18 protein-coding genes and 2 pseudogenes are annotated in these 17,717 nt (G+C 43.0%); 5 read left to right on the top strand and 15 right to left on the bottom strand.

Annotation, left to right across the window (positions count from 1 at the left end):
• Positions 1–96: 96 nt before the first annotated feature.
• Positions 97–1,163 (top strand): annotated as a pseudogene (locus tag LRS05_RS06755) (branched-chain amino acid aminotransferase).
• 79 nt (positions 1,164–1,242) lie between these two features.
• On the opposite strand, the pseudogene LRS05_RS06750 reads toward LRS05_RS06755, so the two are convergent.
• Positions 1,243–1,630 (bottom strand): annotated as a pseudogene (locus LRS05_RS06750) (hypothetical protein).
• A gap of 394 nt (positions 1,631–2,024) precedes the next feature.
• Here LRS05_RS06750 and LRS05_RS06740 point away from each other — a divergent pair.
• From LRS05_RS06740 to LRS05_RS06725, 4 genes are all read left to right on the top strand, one after another.
• Positions 2,025–2,621 (top strand): penicillin-binding protein activator LpoB, encoded by a 597-nt coding sequence (locus LRS05_RS06740; protein WP_257867609.1) that lies wholly within the window; start codon positions 2,025–2,027, stop codon positions 2,619–2,621.
• Between the two features lies 1 nt (position 2,622).
• Positions 2,623–4,107 carry a COG3014 family protein gene (locus tag LRS05_RS06735; RefSeq protein WP_257867608.1) on the top strand — a complete coding sequence of 495 codons (1,485 nt, stop codon included), beginning with the start codon at positions 2,623–2,625 and terminating at the stop codon, positions 4,105–4,107.
• A 2-nt stretch (positions 4,108–4,109) separates the two neighbouring features.
• Positions 4,110–4,487, top strand: a complete 378-nt coding sequence (locus tag LRS05_RS06730) for a hypothetical protein (RefSeq protein WP_257867607.1) — start codon at positions 4,110–4,112, stop codon at positions 4,485–4,487.
• A gap of 83 nt (positions 4,488–4,570) precedes the next feature.
• The gene (locus tag LRS05_RS06725) at positions 4,571–5,815 is read left to right on the top strand and encodes a hypothetical protein (RefSeq protein WP_257867606.1); all 1,245 of its coding nucleotides are present in this window, start codon (positions 4,571–4,573) and stop codon (positions 5,813–5,815) included.
• A 15-nt stretch (positions 5,816–5,830) separates the two neighbouring features.
• On the opposite strand, the gene LRS05_RS06720 is transcribed toward LRS05_RS06725, so the two are convergent.
• From LRS05_RS06720 to LRS05_RS06655, 14 genes are all read right to left on the bottom strand, one after another.
• Positions 5,831–6,547 (bottom strand): tRNA threonylcarbamoyladenosine dehydratase, encoded by a 717-nt coding sequence (locus LRS05_RS06720; protein WP_257867605.1) that lies wholly within the window; start codon positions 6,545–6,547, stop codon positions 5,831–5,833.
• Positions 6,540–7,184: a TatD family hydrolase gene (locus LRS05_RS06715; protein ID WP_257867604.1), complete on the bottom strand. Its 645-nt coding sequence runs from the start codon at positions 7,182–7,184 to the stop codon at positions 6,540–6,542. The genes LRS05_RS06720 and LRS05_RS06715 overlap by 8 nt, the downstream gene beginning before the upstream one ends.
• 13 nt (positions 7,185–7,197) lie before the next feature.
• A complete protein-coding gene (locus LRS05_RS06710) occupies positions 7,198–7,689 on the bottom strand; it encodes a hypothetical protein (protein ID WP_257867603.1) in 492 nt (163 codons plus the stop codon).
• A gap of 4 nt (positions 7,690–7,693) precedes the next feature.
• A complete protein-coding gene (mnmA, locus tag LRS05_RS06705) occupies positions 7,694–8,881 on the bottom strand; it encodes a tRNA 2-thiouridine(34) synthase MnmA (RefSeq protein ID WP_257867602.1) in 1,188 nt (395 codons plus the stop codon).
• A gap of 48 nt (positions 8,882–8,929) precedes the next feature.
• On the bottom strand, positions 8,930–9,616 hold the full coding sequence (locus tag LRS05_RS06700) for a toxin-antitoxin system YwqK family antitoxin (protein ID WP_257867601.1): 687 nt from the start codon (positions 9,614–9,616) through the stop codon (positions 8,930–8,932).
• Positions 9,617–9,691: 75 nt separating this feature from the next.
• Positions 9,692–11,596 carry a membrane protein insertase YidC gene (yidC, locus tag LRS05_RS06695; protein ID WP_257867600.1) on the bottom strand — a complete coding sequence of 635 codons (1,905 nt, stop codon included), beginning with the start codon at positions 11,594–11,596 and terminating at the stop codon, positions 9,692–9,694.
• Between the two features lie 47 nt (positions 11,597–11,643).
• Positions 11,644–13,254, bottom strand: coding sequence for a CTP synthase (locus LRS05_RS06690; RefSeq protein ID WP_257867599.1), 1,611 nt, complete (start codon positions 13,252–13,254; stop codon positions 11,644–11,646).
• A gap of 193 nt (positions 13,255–13,447) precedes the next feature.
• On the bottom strand, positions 13,448–13,906 hold the full coding sequence (locus tag LRS05_RS06685; RefSeq protein ID WP_257867598.1) for a hypothetical protein: 459 nt from the start codon (positions 13,904–13,906) through the stop codon (positions 13,448–13,450).
• 48 nt (positions 13,907–13,954) lie between these two features.
• Entirely contained in the window at positions 13,955–14,185 is a 231-nt protein-coding gene (locus LRS05_RS06680) for a DUF3820 family protein (RefSeq protein ID WP_257867597.1), read from the bottom strand.
• 6 nt (positions 14,186–14,191) lie between these two features.
• Positions 14,192–14,590, bottom strand: coding sequence for an OsmC family protein (locus LRS05_RS06675; RefSeq protein WP_257867596.1), 399 nt, complete (start codon positions 14,588–14,590; stop codon positions 14,192–14,194).
• Positions 14,591–14,593: 3 nt separating this feature from the next.
• Positions 14,594–15,100: a hypothetical protein gene (locus tag LRS05_RS06670; RefSeq protein WP_257867595.1), complete on the bottom strand. Its 507-nt coding sequence runs from the start codon at positions 15,098–15,100 to the stop codon at positions 14,594–14,596.
• Positions 15,101–15,141: 41 nt separating this feature from the next.
• Entirely contained in the window at positions 15,142–15,834 is a 693-nt protein-coding gene (locus LRS05_RS06665) for a LysM peptidoglycan-binding domain-containing protein (protein WP_257867594.1), read from the bottom strand.
• A 67-nt stretch (positions 15,835–15,901) separates the two neighbouring features.
• Positions 15,902–16,519 (bottom strand): LysM peptidoglycan-binding domain-containing protein, encoded by a 618-nt coding sequence (locus tag LRS05_RS06660; protein WP_257867593.1) that lies wholly within the window; start codon positions 16,517–16,519, stop codon positions 15,902–15,904.
• Positions 16,520–16,597: 78 nt separating this feature from the next.
• On the bottom strand, positions 16,598–17,674 hold the full coding sequence (locus LRS05_RS06655) for a LysM peptidoglycan-binding domain-containing protein (protein WP_257867592.1): 1,077 nt from the start codon (positions 17,672–17,674) through the stop codon (positions 16,598–16,600).
• Between the last annotated feature and the right edge of the window lie 43 nt (positions 17,675–17,717).

Raw genomic sequence — 17,717 nt, 5'->3', positions numbered from 1 at the left:
TGCAACTGAAAACTATTTTTTTAACATTCAGGAAACCGCGGCATCATTTTTTAGTAATTTTGCCAGTACAACTTAAACTAACACAACCTACCCGAGATGATTAATAATTCTCCTCTCAATATTAGTATCCAACGCGCTGAAAATACAAAAATAGGCGATGTAGATTTTGAAAACCTCACCTTCGGCAATACGTTTACTGACCACATGCTGGTATGCGATTACCGCAACGATGAGTGGGAAACGCCTGTAATAAAACCATATGAACCCTTCCTTATAGATCCTTCAGCAAAGGTTTTCCATTACGGGCAGGCCATTTTTGAAGGAATGAAAGCGTATAAAGATGAGCATGATGATGTATGGCTTTTCCGCCCCGACCAGAACCATGAGCGTTTCAACATGTCGGCCACGCGCCTTGCCATGCCTGAAGTTCCTGAAGAAATCTTTCTGGGAGGTATGCAGAGGCTGCTTGATATGGAGCGTGCATGGGTAAAAAAGGCAAAGGTAACTCGTTGTACATACGCCCTTTCATGATTGCTATTGGCCCTGGCGTTATCGCAGCGCCTTCTACACAATACCGGTTTATGATAATCCTCTCCCCTGCCCGGGCTTATTATAGCGGCGAAGTGAAAGTTATCATTGCCGAGCACTACAGCCGTGCGGCAAACGGTGGTATTGGTGCGGCCAAGGCTGCGGGAAATTATTCGGCACAGTTTTACCCTACAAAGCTTGCCAATGAGCAGGGCTTCCAGCAGATAATATGGACGGATGATGCTACACATACCAAGCTTGAGGAGGCTGGAACAATGAATGTATTTTTCCGTATTGGAGACACATTATACACTGCGCCAACCAGTGAAAGGATTCTTGACGGTGTGACACGCAAGAGCATCATTGAGCTTGCAGAGCGTGAAAATATTAAAGTTGAAGTACGTCCGGTTCTGGTTGATGAGCTTATTGCTGCCGCCGAAAACGGAATACTACAGGAGATTTTCGGGGCAGGTACGGCAGCTGTAGTGAACCCTATTGTGGGCTTCTCGTACAAAGACAAATACTACGAATTGCCGAAGTTGGAAAAGCCTGTAGCACTTGAAATAAAAGAAAAACTCACCAACATACAATATAAGCTGGCTGATGATACCTTTGGGTGGACAGTAAAAATATAGCTTCAGCCAAAAGAATTTAGCCATAAGCCACTAGTTCTCACTCATCCCGAGTCAGCAGCTAGTGGCTTATGCCTTTTGGCTATAATTCTAAAATAACCCTGAAATCAGGCTTGAAATAATTCGGCCCTTTCATCACTTTACCGTCTTCACGATATATAGGCTTGCCGTCATGGCCCAGCTTGCTCATGTTGCTTCGCTGTATTTCTTCAAACACTTCTGTTATTTTATGCTGCAGCCCATGCGATATGATTGTTCCACATAAAATATAAAGCATATCTCCCAGCGCATCGGCAACTTCGGTGAGGTCATTATTTTGCACAGCTTCAAGATATTCTTCATTCTCTTCTTTCATCAGGTTATAGCGAAGCATGTTCACTGCTTCGCCAAGGCTTGCTTTCGGCGCCTGCCCCACCCCCCAATCCAAACGATTCGTGAAAAAGCTGTACGGCTTCCAACTGGTTTTTCATAACTACATATTTAGGTGATAAATGTAGTAAAACAGGAAGTTAAGCCGTAACTTCGCCCCAAAAAGATTTCAACATGTTTACAACAGGACAGCTTGTTTTTGCAGTACTTTTTATCATTGTTTTCATCGGGGTTATGGTATACGTATATCGCCAGGATGCCATTCTGCATAAAAAATATTATAAGGGCAGCTACTGGATTCTGATTGGCTTCATTATTTTTATACTCGCATTATTTTTTATCAAAACATATCTTAAGCATTAAAATATTTTTTTTTACAAAGTGCTTTCCTGTTAATTTTTGGCACGGTATATGTTTATGCCAATTAAAACATAGAATGTTAAGAGTCTCTTAAATTCTGTACCTTTGTAAAACAAAAAAACATCAGTCAGTAAAATGAAACGCATCATTACTTCAATCGCAATTATGGCAGCCACTGTTTTAACTTTAAACAGCTGCAAATCAACTCCAGCTGTTCAGCGCGTAGATGAAAATTCTGTAACCGACCTTAGCGGCCGCTGGAACGAAACCGACTCACGCATTACCGCTGAAGAAATCACCGCAGAGCTTATGTCACACTCTTGGTACAGCACTTATGCCGCAGAAAATAATGGTAAGAAGCCCGTTATAATTGTGGGGATGATCACTAATAAATCGCACGAACATATTCCTGCCGAAACTTTCTCGAAAGATATTGAGAAGCAAATAATCAATTCAGGCCGCATGAAACTTGTACAGGCGGGTGCAATGCGTGAAGAAATACGCGCTGAAAGAGCTGACCAACAGAATTTTGCATCTCAATCTACCATGAAAAAATTCGGTCTTGAAAACGGTGCTGATTTTATGCTTCAGGGTACCCTCAACTCTATTGTTGACCAGGCGGGCAAACAAAAAACTGTTTTCTACCAGATTGACCTTGAACTTACTAATATCCAGACCAACGATAAAGTATGGATTGGCGACAGGAAGATTAAGAAGGTAATATCAAAGTAATATGATACCAGCCGGGAGCATTTACAGGGCAGCACGCAGCCTGGCACTTACTGTTTTGCTTGCTGCCGCAGCTTCATGCAGCACCTATAATTCAAAGACCGCCGACATTGAAGTAAACCTATACAATGGTAATTTTAAAGAAGCCAGCGCAGGCCTTGACGGTAACCGCCTTTTGCAAAAAGAGCGAAATAAACTATTATATCTTTTAGAAAAAGGTAAAGTTGAGCATCTTCTTGGTAATTATGAAGCCAGCAATAATTATCTTGAGCAGGCCTATATAATGGTTGATGATAAGATTAAAACCAATGCGGGCCAATATGTTGCGGCTAAGTTTACTAACCCAATGGCCGAACCTTACAAAGGTGAGGACTTTGAAAAAGTATCTATACATTATTACAAGGCCCTGAATTACTTTCATTTAGGCAGACCTGCAGATGCATTGGTCGAGGCAAAACGCATCAATATTAAGCTGTATGAGCTTAATGAAAAGTACAAGGAGAATAAGAATAAATATAGCGAAGATGCCTTTTCACAGATACTTCAGGGAATAATTTATGAGTCTACCGGCGATGTGAACAATGCCTTCATCGCCTATCGTAATGCCGAGGAAATTTATGCTAAAAACGAAGGCAAATTCTTTGGCACACCCATGCCGCAGCAGCTTAAAACCGACCTGATGCGGACTGCAAGGATTATGGGCTTCCGTGAGGAATACGAAAAGTATGTAAAGAAATATGGCGAACCAAACCTTCCGCAGCAGAGGCCTGCAGGCGAAGCCATCATTTTTTGGGAAAATGGGCTTATCGCTGCGAAAGACCAGGTTGTAATAACTGCTTCGGGTGCCGGTGGTGCTTTTGTAGGCACTTATAATGACGGCGAAGTTTCTGAACCTATCATTATACCAATTCCTCCTGATGCAAATCTTGGTGTTATTAATGCAATTGCCATTCCTAAATACAGGGTTAGGCCAACATATTATACTAAGGCAACCGTAGTTGTAAATGGAAATGAACAGCCACTGGAGCTTGGGCAGGATTTTTACCCTATTGCCAAGCAATGCCTTAAAGACCGTATGCTGCGGGAGGCTATTGACATTGCGGTGCGTTTTGCAGCAAAAAAAGCTACCGGTGCGGGATTGGGTGCCATTGCCGACCAAACACTGGGCAAAGGCTGGGGTGATGTAATACAGGCAGGGGCTGATATTGCAGGGGCATCTACCGAAAAGGCAGACACGCGCAACTGGCAAACGTTACCATCAACAATTTGTTATACACGTGTTTCACTGAAAGAGAGCTATAATAATTTCGTAATCAGGAAATATGGCCAGGATGGTGTAATTGATACTGAGCAAATAACTATTCCTTTCAGACCGGGACTGCAGTTGGTAAACTTTTATGACCTGGGCAGGACACAAATCATACCTGATACTAAAACGCAGCCTGCTTCTGTCAACCATATGCAACAAACCCAACCACAACCAAAATAATCATGAAAAAAATAGCCGCCTTACTTTTGCTTCTATTCGGACTTTGTGCCTCTGCACAGGAACCGCAGTGGGATGAATGGCAGAAAACCAGCTGCTACAGCAATATTTCGTATCGCCTGCTTGAGCTGGGCAAACATGGTGAGCAATACCGCTGGAAAATACAATTCAGGAATGATTATGACAATATTATTTCTTTTAATTACCATGTCACAGATAAGGTGGGTAAATACACAACAACAACACACCGTAAAGCGCTACATCAGGGGCAGGTAAGCGAAGAAATTGATTTATACACCAAAAGTCAGGATATCTATATATTGGCAGATAAAGTAAGTATGACGCCATATCCTGAAAATTTTGTGGAATGTGATGGAAAATAAGCCTAAGCTGCCTGAAACAAAGTTTTGGTTTCTTACAGTTTATTCCTAATTTTACAGGCAAACTCAACACCCAAACCACCCGGATGAGAATCCTTAAATATATTTTCCTTTTACTGCTTTTGGTTGCAATAGCGCTTACAGTGTTTATTGCCACCCAGGAAGGAAAATATGACATCAGGAAAGAAAAAACCATCAGTGTTCAGGCGCCTGTTATCTTCAACTACATCAATGATTACCGTAATTGGGAAAATGTAGGAATACTTACAAACAATGATACCACAGCGGTTTATTCATTTTCTGATGTGGCATTTGGGCAGGGTGCAAAAACTTCATGGAAACTTGACGGAAGTGATGGCAGCGTTGAGACTGTACGCGTTGCAGAAAACGACTCTATCATACAAAAGGCCGTTATAAATGGATATCCCAGTGATATAGCATGGGCCTTTAAAAAGGCGGGCAGCGCTACAAAAGTTTCTGTTCGCATTAAGGGTGAGCTGAGCTTTAAAGATAAAGCCTATGCTGTTTTACAGGGCGGTGTGCAGGAGCGTTTGGAATCTACTCTTGACAAGGGACTAGAAAATCTTAACAAATTCCTTGTGCATGAACTTGGAACTTATAAGGTAGATGTTATTGGTGTTGTGAGTAAAACCGGCACCTATTACCTGCAGCAGGCTGTAAAAGTTCCGGCTAAAGATGCCACTACCCGCATCAATGAAATTACGGCTAAGCTTACAGATTTTGCCAAGACAAATAAAATAGCCCTGAATGGTGCGCCATTTGTGATTTATACAAATACCGGCAGGCAGGGTGCCGAAATGCAGTTTGCAGTGTGCATTCCTATTAAAGAAGAGATTTTCACAATGCCGGGCAGTGAGTATGAAGGCGGGAGGCTGGAAGGCTTCCAGGCGCTTAAAACTACACTTCACGGAGACTACTCGCATCTTAAAAAAGCCTGGGATGCTTCGGCGAAAGAAGTCAGGACAAAAGCATTACAGGAAAACACCGGTGGCCAGTACATTGAGGTTTACACCCGCAACGTACAGCAAACTAAAAAACCTTCAGGCTGGATAACGGATATTTATACTCCATTAGGGCCAAATACCGGGATTGTAAGGGATACTGTTCAGCAAACACCGGTAGAAAGAAGGCAGGAAGGGACGCAGCGTGAACCTGTACCTTCAAAACCTGCGGCTAACACAGCATTGCCGTCTACCCAGTCAAGGCCTGCAGGCACAACCGCTACCCCAAGGCGTACGCCTGCAACTAACAGCACTCCTGCTCAGGCACAACCTGCAAAAACGACACCTACGCCTGTTACTAATAAGTAATCGCTATATCTGTGCTTATTTTTTGATAATATACTTTACTACTGTCTCGGCAGAATGAAGTCCGAATACTGCCGGAATCCAGCTGTTTGTACCAAAGAATGATTTTTTGAAGTTAGTGCCGTCGGTCATTTTAAGGCTCGTTTCGTCAGGCGCTTCTGTTGAGAAAACCACTTTTACGCCTTTAGATACACCCTCTTTACGGAGCCTTTTACGAACTGTTTTAGCAAGAGGGCAAACATCGGTTTTAGAAATATCAGCCACCTTTACCTTGCCTGCTTCATATTTACCACCTGCACCCATGTTGCTGATTATTTTAACTTTCTGCCTGCGGGCAGAAATGATAAGATTCAATTTTGGCGTGATGCTGTCAATACAATCAAGCACATAATCATATTGGGGCGTTACAAGCTCATAGGCACGCTCCGGCGAAAGAAATTCTTTAACACGGATAAGATTAATCTCAGGGTTAATATCCATCAGCCTGTCGCCTACCACATCAACCTTAGGCATGCCTATCGTAGAATGCAATGCAGGTAGCTGGCGATTTATGTTTGTAATATCCACCACATCACCATCTACAATGGTCATAGTACCCACACCCGCACGGGCAAGAAATTCGGCTGCGAAAGAGCCTACGCCACCAAGGCCCACAACCATTACATGAGAATTCTTTAATTTATCTAAGCCTTCTTTCTTAAATAGAAGTTGGGCGCGCTCTGTCCATTCAGCCATTATTGAAAACAGTTTTAAAATTTTGTGCAACAAGCTGTTGCACTTGTTCTATAGAAATATTTCGTGCCTGTGCTGCCTTTTCGTACACCTGTGCTATCCCCTCTTCAATCGTATCAGTCTCAAGGAAAAACCTGTCGGAAGGCACTTGCGCTAATACACCTGACAACTCCAGATTTCGCAACAGATACTTACCAAACGAAAGATAAAAGCCATTATCAAGCAATTGTTTTGCTACCTGGTTATTCTTTGAGAACCCGTGAATGATCATCGGAACTTCAATTTTCAGCTTTTTCTTTATGGCCATAACCTCTTCATAGGCAGCCACACAATGCAAAATTACAGGTTTATTGTATTTCACCGCAAGTACAAGCTGCTTTTCAAAAACATTTAACTGAATGTAGAGCGGGGTTTCAATGCGTTTATCGAGTCCGCATTCACCAAGTGCCAGGCAATTTTCAAACTGTAAACGCTGCTCAATTATATGCAGATGCTCATCTAATTTGCTTTCATCAATGTACCACGGATGAATGCCGGTTGAGAAATACGGCACATCAATTTCATCATCAGGATAGCGGTTGACTATCTGAAGGATGCCGGGATTTGCGGTGTAATTATGTGTGTGGAGGTTGTGGAGCATTAATCTATCCTTATTAATTTACCTGTAGACTTAGCACAAAGTCCTTCCAGCCTCCAGGTGGATCAATTTCTGCTTCTCCCAGTATTTGATTTGATGTAAATTCTGTAATGAAAATGCCATCTATTGCTAATCTATCATTGTTCCAAATCACTGAACCTGAAAGATCGACGCATCGAATTCCATTAGCGTCACATATATAAAATTCATGTTGGTGCATGAAGAGATTTCCAAAGTAACCTGATAGATGTATAGTTAGTAAGCACCTTTTTGCTACAATATCAAATAAATAAAAATGCTCTTCATGACCAACAGCCAGAACATTTTCATGAATTATAGCATCTCGAAAAGGTCCTGTATGAGCTTCATAGCGTATTTCATATACTTCTTCAACATCATCAATTACGAGATATTCGACACCTTTTAATTGCAAAGACTTTTCGCCGGAAATAACAATTGGAGTGTCGACATAATTTCCTGGAAGTGAAGATTGAAAATTGAAATTCATAAGATTAAGATATCACTCCACTACCCACCAACTCCTCACCAATATGCCATGCGGCAAACTGGCCTTCGGTAATAGCGCTTTGCGGTTGTTCAAAAGAAATGTACATACCGTCATCAAACTTATGCAGGGTAGCTTTCTGCAACGGCTGACGGTAGCGTATGCGCACCATAACATCCATTGTCTCGCCATCTTTCAGAGCAAGGTCTTCACGTATCCAATGGATTTCGCTTTCCTGGATGAATAATGCTTTACGGAACAGTCCAGGGTGGTTGTGCCCTTGTCCTGTGTATATACTATTAGTTTCAACATCGGTCGCAATGATAAACAGTGCCTCTTTAGTTCCGCCAACATTCAGCCCTTTACGCTGGCCTATGGTATAATAATGGGCGCCCTGGTGCTTCCCTACCACTTTACCCATTTCGGGTTTGTAGTCGATATTCCTGGCTTCGTAGGCAAGCCTTTCTTTTACCGACGAGAATTGAGGACGTTCAGCCTTGAAAGTCTCCACATCAGCATCTACCTCATAAATAAGCCCTTCTTTCGGCTGCAGCTGCTGCTGAAGAAATTCAGGCAATCTTACTTTACCAATAAAGCAAAGGCCTTGTGAATCTTTCTTCTCGGCTGTGGCAAGCCCCATCCTGGCCGCTATTTCGCGAACCTGTGGCTTTGTTAGTTCGCCGATAGGGAATAAAGCTTTGCTGAGCTGTTCTTGCGAAAGCTGGCACAAAAAGTAGGACTGGTCTTTATTACCATCAACTCCTGCAAGCAACTGGTATATTTCCTGCCCGTCTTTTTCTATTGTTCCTTTACGGCAATAGTGGCCTGTGGCAACATAGTCAGCGCCGAGGCTCAAGGCAATCTTCATGAAAACATCAAACTTGATTTCGCGGTTGCAAAGCACGTCCGGATTTGGCGTGCGGCCTTTCTCGTATTCATTGAACATATAGTCCACAATACGCTCTTTATACTCTTCGCTAAGGTCAACCGTCTGGAAAGGGATGCCGAGTTTTTCGGCTACAAGAAGTGCGTCATTGCTGTCCTCAAGCCACGGACATTCATTTGATATGGTAACCGAATCATCATGCCAGTTCTTCATGAACAAGCCAATAACTTCATAACCCTGCTCTTTCAGCAGGTATGCCGCCACACTTGAATCTACACCACCCGAAAGCCCTACAACAACACGTTTCATCTTACTTCATTTATTTTTGCAAAGGTAAAACAAAAACAGGTAAAGTGTTTACGGCCGTTTTCTGGAAGCACTCATATCAACTTCCTTTTCCAGCTTTCTGTCTTTATAAAACTTCCAAAGGCCGGCTTTCTTGCCATTTTTGTACTGGCCTGTACTTACCACCTGTCCTGCGTCATTACGGTAAGTTGCGGGGCCGTGAAACTGGTCTTTTACATACACCGCTTCTTCAAGCACAAGCCCTTTTTCGGTGTACTTTTTATAGGGGCCGTTTTTTATACCATCTGTGTAGACCGTTTCTTCTGCAATCTTTCCGTCAGGGAAATAAACTTTACGGGTGCCGATAATTTTTCCGTCTTTGTAATTCTCAACAGACATGATTGTTTTTCCGTCAGGATGATAAAATTTCCATTCGCCCTGGCGTATCTTATTCACTTCTCGCCCTTCGCCTGTTTTCTTTTCTTTCTCTCCGTAAAAAATAGTGTAGCATGAGTTATCTTTTGCTGAAAACTCTCGTGTGGCTGCCAGCGGTGATTTTTTTGAATTCTCGAAAAACCGGAATACTCCCGTTTCTTTACCATGTTCAAAAGTGCCTTCGTAGCGTGGAAGCTTTGTGTCTTCATATATACCTTTCCACAAACCGTGGCGCTTACCTTCAGCATCCATTTTATTAATATCCTGTGCCCTTCCAACAAGGCTTATAAAAAATAGTAATAAGGTAACTATTATGCTTTTCATACTTAAATTATCTGTTGTACAAACTTAAAAACTTCATGTTTAGTATCAAAAAAGCACTCCGTAGAGTGCTTTTAGTTATTTCCTGTTTTGGTTGCGCTGGTTTTGCTGTTCCTGCGCCTGCTCCATCATTTCCTGCATTTTCTGGGCAAACCTGCTCTGCTTTTTCGGCTTGCTTTTGTTCTCCTCTATGCGGGCGTGTATTTTCTCTTCACTCACAATGTATTTCTTGATAACAAGCATAATCCCAATTGTAATGAGGTTTGAAATGAAGTAGTACAAGCTGAGTCCTGATGCATAGTTATTGAAGAAGATTAGCATCATAATCGGCGATATGTATATCATTATCTTCATGATCTTGCTCATATCCGGCATACCGTCTTGCGGCGGTGCAGACATGGCCTGGTCTCCTGTGGTCATCTTCATGTAGAAGAATATAGCTACTGATGCCAATATTGGGAATAAGCTCACGTGGTTGCCGTAGAATGGAATATAGAATGGCAGGTGCGCGATCGAGTCATACGATGAAAGGTCGTCTGCCCAAAGGAAGTTTTTTTGCCTAAGGTCGAAGAACGACGGGAAGAACTGGAATAACGCATAGAAAATCGGGATCTGCATAAGCGCCGGTAAACATCCTGCCATAGGATTTACGCCTGCCTTGTTGTACAGCTTCATTGTTTCCTGCTGTTTCTTCATCGGGTCTTTAGAATACTTCGCGTTAAGTTCAGCTATTTCCGGGCGAAGCACCTTCATTTTAGCCTGAGATACATATGATTTATACGTAACCGGCGACATAGCCAGCCTCACGATAATCGTAAAGAAGATAATTGCTATACCGTGTGGCATGAAGTTGAGCAGCATGGTAAAGAACGGTATGAACAACCATTTATTGATCCACCCGAAAATACCCCAGCCAAGCGGCATTACCTCATCAAGGTTCTTGTTATAACTATCAAGTATTTTGAAGTCGGCCGGGCCGTAGTACATGTTCATATTGTAGCTAAGTTCACCGCCTTTAAACTCAAGCGGCATTTTAGCGGTAAAGTTCTTAGTGTAAGTGGTATCCAGCTTTTCATCTTTCACAAGATTTTCCGATGTCAGGTCAGCTGTTTTGAACGGAGTATCAGTCAATAATATTGATGTGAAGAAATGCTGCTTAAAAGCCACATAGGTAACATCCTCAGCCTTGTCAGCCTCATCTTTCCCCTGGCCAAGATAGTTGTCTTTACCATCTTCATATTCAAACACAAGCTCTGTATAGCGATTTTCATAGCTTACACTCTTTTCATTGCGGAAGGCCTTCAGCTGCCACTCAAGGTCAGCCGGGGCAGATGTATTCAGTACCTGCGACAATCCCTGTGTACGGATTGAGAAGTCAAGCATATAATCATTTGGCTTCATCACGTAGCGGTACTCAAGGAACTGGTTTGCCCCTGCTTTAAGCCGCATGGTCAGCACCTGGTTTTCACCTTCTTTGGTAACCACAGGCTCAAAATACATGTCACGTGTATTAAGTATGCGGTTATCCTTAGTCTTTATCTGGATATTCAGGTCGGCGTTATTCTTTTTGATAAGCTCGACACGCTGCTTTGAGCCCTTTTCAAACTGCTCAAAACTGTTGATGTTGGCCTCTGCAATATAACCGCCTTTATTGGAGATGCGAAGGGTTAATAACGGGTTCTTAAGTTCTGTAACGTTACCTTTTGCTGATGGCAGGGTAGCGCTGTAAGCAAAGGCGCCCAAAGAGCCTCTTAGCTGCTGCAGTTTTACAGAATCAGCAACTGTAGAATCTGCAGGCATTGCCGCTGCCGACTGCTGCTCAGGTATCTGCGTAGCTTTGGCTTTCTCTATCTGCTCTTTCTTGGCTTTTTCTTTGTTTACTTCTTCCTGTGATGGTGACTGATTATAAATCATATACACCATCAAAAGGGCAATGATCACAAAACCGATAATCGACTTAACGTCTAACTTCTTTTCTTCCATTTATATTTATTGTTACCTCAGGCTTTTCGCCTGTTTATTTTAAAGCCCTAACCCTTCCTGGCTACGGCTGCTTTTACAAAACTCACAAACAACGGGTGCGGGTTTGCCACTGTGCTCTTATACTCAGGGTGATACTGCACACCTATGAAAAATGGATGACTTTTAATCTCAATCACCTCAACAAGGCCGGTGTCGGGATTAATACCCGAAGCTGTAAGCCCTGCATTCTCAAGTTCGTGCAGGTATTCACTATTAAACTCATACCTGTGGCGGTGGCGCTCTTCAATAGCTGCCGTGCCGTAAATATTTTTAGCGAGCGAACCTTCTTTCAGGCTGCACTTCCACGCGCCAAGCCGCATCGTACCACCTTTATCTGTAATCGTCTTTTGCTCTTCCATGATGTTGATGACAGGGTATGCTGTGCTGTCATTCATCTCGGTTGAGTTGGCATCTTTCCAGCCCAACACATTGCGTGCATATTCTATCACAGCCATTTGCATACCGAGGCATATCCCGAAAAACGGAATGTTATTCTCCCTTGCATAGCGTACCGTTTCTATCTTTCCTTCAATTCCTCTGCCACCAAAGCCCGGTGCTACAAGTATACCGTCAAGCCCGGCAAGCTTATCATGCGCGCTTTCTTCATCCAGATACTCTGAGTGTACGCTAATTACGTTCACCTTGGTTTCGTTGGCTGACCCGGCGTGTATGAACGCTTCAAGTATTGACTTGTACGAATCCTGCAACTCAACATATTTACCCACAAGACCAATGTTAACCGTGTGTTTCGGGTTCTTCAGCCTGAAGAGGAATTCATTCCACTGGCTAAGGTCCGGCGTGTTCTTCTCCGGCAGGTCAAGCTTCTTCAGTGCCACCCTGTCAAGACCTTCTTCTAGCATCAGGTTCGGAACATCGTATATTGTTGATGCATCAATAGATTGTATTACCGCTTCTGTCTTCACATTACAGAACAGCGCCAGCTTCTGCTTCAGGTCAGCCGAAAGCTCATGCTCTGTACGGCAAACAAGAATATCGGCTTTTATACCGCTTTCCATCAATGTTTTTACTGAGTGCTGCGTTGGCTTAGTTTTCAACTCTCCTGCTGCGGCAAGGTACGGTACCAACGTAAGATGCACCACGATGGCGTTGTTCTCACCTAAATCCCATACAAGCTGCCTAACTGATTCTATATACGGCAGCGACTCGATATCACCTACCGTTCCGCCAATTTCTGTAATAATTATATCATAATCACCTGAGTTGCCAAGCAGCTGCATGCGCTCTTTAATCTCGTTGGTGATGTGCGGCACTACCTGTACTGTCTTTCCTAAAAACTCGCCCCTGCGTTCTTTTTCAATTACCGATAGGTATACACGCCCGGTTGTTACGTTATTCGCCTGAGATGTAGGCACATTCAAAAACCTCTCATAATGCCCAAGGTCAAGGTCGGTCTCTGCACCATCATCCGTTACATAACATTCTCCGTGCTCGTACGGGTTTAGCGTACCGGGGTCAACGTTAATATAAGGGTCGAACTTTTGTATGGTGGTGCGGTAGCCGCGCGCCTGCAATAGTTTTGCCAGTGAAGCCGCGATAATGCCCTTCCCGAGGGAAGACGTAACGCCGCCTGTAACAAAAATGTACTTAACCTGATTCATGCCTGTTGTGTTGCGCCCGGTGTTGAAGCGGGCAAGTTGTGTTGTTGTTGCTGTTGTTGTAAAAAACGAGGCAAAAGTACGGAAAATTAATTATCTGTCTTAACTGAATATTGGGGTTTGGAGAAGAAAGTTTTAGAGGTGTGAGGAATCACGACGGCTGTCGAAAATACGGATTATATAAGCTGAATTTTCTCTAACCTGATAAAGTATCTTGTAATTTCCTGATAATTCTTCTCAATTCTAGCCTGGAAGGCTCTTTTTGGAATTGTTCATTAAAAACAAGCGTTTCAATCTGAACTATTATATTGTTAATTATATTATTTGCAGCCTGTGGAGACTTTCCAAAATAATATTCATAAATCGCATCTAAATCATATTCGGCTTCACTACTTAAAAATACTTCAGGTTTATTCATTCCTGCTATATTTTTTTTAATCTCTGATAAGGGTTTCACACGACCAGCTTGTACATCAGCAACACCCTTATCTATTTCCTTCTGATATTGCGCTTCGGTAAGCGGCTCACCAAAGACAGTATATGCCACTACATCATTTGATTGATTCTTGATAGATTCAATCGCTCGTATTTTCGACTCATCATTAAGATGGATGAGCCAGTCTAATAATTCCAATTTAAGTGCCGCATTGTCCATCACGGAAATATTTTTGTAAAAATAAGAAATAATATGAAATCATGCGATCTACTGCTTTGGGTACTGCGCCTTTATATTCCTGATGATATGCTCCAGGCCGTTTAGCTTAAGTTCATACACAAGCCGGAGCTGGTCGCCCAATTGGCCTTTCGGGAAGCCTTTGTTGTGGTACCATACTACATAATATTCAGGCAGGTCTATAAGATAACGGCCTTCATATTTACCGAAAGGCATTTTAGTATGCGCCAGTTTTATCAGGAGTTTTTGCTGCTCGTCCAAAAAAAACTACCAGTTAAAAGTAACGTCTTTCTCAATATCAGGGTTGAGGCTGAGGAAAACAGGGCAGGTCATTGCGGTACGTTCCAGGATGGTGCGCGTTTTTTCATCGGCATCTGCCTTCATGTTCATTACAATGATGATTTTTGCAATTCTGCGCGGTTCAGCCTGCATAATCTTTGTTACTTCGGCTGTACTGCCACTGAAGTCAACACCCATGTCCCTGGCTTTAATGCCCATTACGGTGAACATGCAGCTGGCCAATGCATTGGCAACAGTATCTGTTGGAGAAAATGCCTCGCCTTTGCCATGATTGTCAAGCGGCGCATCTGAAATTATCTCCGCATTTGATGCAATGTGTATTGACGATGTGCGAAGTTCGCCAAGGTAGGTTACTTTTGATGTCATAGCTTATTGTGCCTGTGTTACTGAAAGGTCAGGGTTATACTGTAATATATACACGCCTGTGTTGTTGTTGCCCTCGTCAGATTTTGTGTAGATGAATTTGTTCTCCACATACTCTGTCGCCGCACTAGTCATCACGTCTGAAAACTCTTCATTCTGGAAAAGCCTCATAATCGCATCAAACGTCACATCGAATCCACGTGTAGCAAACTGGCTCGGTGCAATATTATTCTTTTCGCGATAAAGCCTGTTAAAAAGCTGTGAACCGGGCGTTTCAGCCTCATTGTTTACAGATGGGTACAGCATTTTAAGCGCTGTAAGCCTTTCAAGCGGAATTTCATCAAAGTCAAGCGTATCTGTCCGCTCCAGCACCACAAGCTGAATTTGGTATTCTGATTGTAATGTAGCAAGCACTTTGGTTACATTTAGCACCATATTGGTACTTTCAGTTTCCATGATAACATAGTTCATCACGTCTTTAGATAGTTGGGCACGTACGGAAGCATCCGTCACACCACCTTCTATAAATTTGACTTCAGGCGATGTGTTTTTTATTAGCTGCCTTGAGCTTGCTTTTTTGAATCTACAATTGCCAGCACATTGCCGCCTTTCACTTTCAGCCAGTTCAGCATCCCAATCTTTACCATATCGGGTGATGGTACAGAGTTATACAGGTTGCCGTATGCCGTACCGGTTTCTTTTGATAGCGGTGAAATTACCGGCGTATTTGGGAACAGTGATGCAGTGGTTTCTACGTTGCTCTGGAAGAAAGGCCCTATGATAGTATTGGCTCCTGTAAGGTTAGTTTTAAAGTTTGCAACATCACTGGTGTTACGGCTTTCTTTAGAGTCTAGTATTCTCACCTTTAAGGGAAGCCCCATAGCTTTAGCAGAATCTATCGCCATTAGTGCACCGGAGTAGAAATCAAGCGTCATGTTCAGGAATTTCTCTGAACGAAGGCGCTGTTTGCGAACTGTATCGGACTCTGTTTTTGTAAGGTTGAACGGGATAAGTATAGCAAGCTCTTTCGGTGTCGATTTATTTAAGGAAGTGGCAAGGTTTGCTGCAATGCCTTTTGGCGGCACAGGCACATTTACCGGCCATTTTATCACCATACCTTCTTTAACGCCATCTTTCAATTGCGGATTAAGAGCTATGAACTCTTCTTCTGAAATACCTGCACGGCGTGAAAGGCTGAAAAGTGTTTCTTTTGGCTGAATGGTATATTCTGAATAAACTTTCTGCATTGCAGGTTCGGCAGGTTTAGGTGCTGTTACCTGTGGTGCCGGCTGTGTTTCTTTTTCGATAACTGCATTACGGGTCCAGCTTTAGTTTCTGTCCTATGGCAAGGGTATCTTTGGCTTCAGGGTTAAGCGCCTCAAGCAGCTGCAGGCTCATGCCATATTGTTTTGCGATAGAATATTTGGTTTCACCAGCGGCAACGGTATGGAAGAAATAAGATGGCGGCGTAGCTTTCTTTTCGGCCTTTGCTGCTTCTTTTACCTCGGCGGCAACAGCGCTGCCTTTTATAGGGATGATTACCTTCTGTCCTATCTGCAAGCCATTGTCAACACTCGTACCGTTGGCTTTTTTTATCTCATCTACAGTTACGCCATATTTTTTAGAGAGGCTGTACAGGCTTTCTTTGGCTGCAACAACATGTTCGGTATTTACAACTTTTGTAGGTTTTTCAGCAACAGGGGCAGTTGTTGCAGGTTTTGACTCATTAGGCACAAGGATGATGCTGTTCTCCTTCACGCCGTTTTTTGAGTCAGGGTTCAGCCTGTAAATGTCATAAGGCGTAACCTTATATTTTTTGGCGATGTCGGCAACCGTCTCGCCTTTAGCTACTTTATGCTTCCTGTAACCCTGTGCCATTGCCGAAACCGACATGAGCATCACTAAAAAAACCAGCAATAACCGATATTTCATAATAGATATACTTTAAAAAAATAAGCCGCTACAAAGTTAACCTTTGTAACGACTTATTAATGGTTATTAATATAATTTTTAGTTGGATGCGTGTGCTGTGATGCTCAATACCTGGCCTGCCTGCAAGCCTCTCTTCAGCTTATTTTTGTTGTTTTCAGTAATTGCATCAATGGTAGTGTTGTATTTACGAGCAAGGCCTGTAAGGGTTTCGCCTGAAGCTACACGATGTTCAATAGTTTCGCCTGCATTATATACTGTTGCTCCATTTTCCGATGGTATCGCAGGTTCAGCCGTGGCAATATCATTTGCACCGGGAATAACCAGTGTTTGCCCAGCCTGTAGTCCGCGGCGAAGCGTCTTCTGGTTAGCTTCGGTAATTGCCTCAACAGTGGTGTTATACTTTCTTGAAAGCCCAATCAGCGTTTCGCCGGGTACAACTTTATGCGTACCGGTGTTTACAGTTTCAGTTGCATTTTCAGTAATTGCCTCTCTTGTTTTTGCCGGCACAGGTTCTTCTCTTACATCAGGAATGGTAGTAGCAAAAAGTTCGCGTGATGCCGGTATTGTAAGCTCCTGACCAGCCTGAAGCCCTTTTTTCAGCTTTGACTGGTTTGCGGCCGTTATAGCTTCTACGGTAGTATTGTACTTACGGGCAAGTCCCGTAAGGGTTTCTCCCGCCCCTACTTTATGTGATGTTGCAGTAGTTACTGCCATCGCAGAAGATGCTTCAGTTGCTGTAACCTGCCTTTCGCTTTTTAAAGTTGACGCCGTTGCTGAAGGCGCATTAATAACCGAAGCCGTGTATGTCTTTTCAGCTTCCTGTTTCTTTTCAGCAGGCTTGCGTATTTCATCAATAGAGACTAATTCGTAATTCAGGTTTTTGGCCTCTATTTCTTCTTTTACTTTACGGCTTACCGGTATCCTTAGCCCCTGGCCTGCTGCAATGCCATTTACCGCATCAGGGTTCAATTCATAAATATCGTGTGGGGTCACCATATATTTTTTGGCAACGAGCACTACAGTTTCACCGGTTTTAACCCGGTGTACAGCTACCTGCTCATTTACTTGTTGCTGCTGCTGCTGCTGCATCTGTGCAAGAGAAATATTTGCACAAGCCATCAAAAGAAATCCTGCCAATAGTAGTTGTGTCCTCATCCTCATCTCTTTTTTCGCGTTAAACTTTTCATAAAAGTAGCAA

The organism is Flavobacterium sp. J372, from assembly GCF_024699965.1.
Taxonomy (GTDB): domain Bacteria; phylum Bacteroidota; class Bacteroidia; order Flavobacteriales; family Flavobacteriaceae; genus Flavobacterium.
This window is presented reverse-complemented; position numbering and strand designations above follow the sequence as displayed.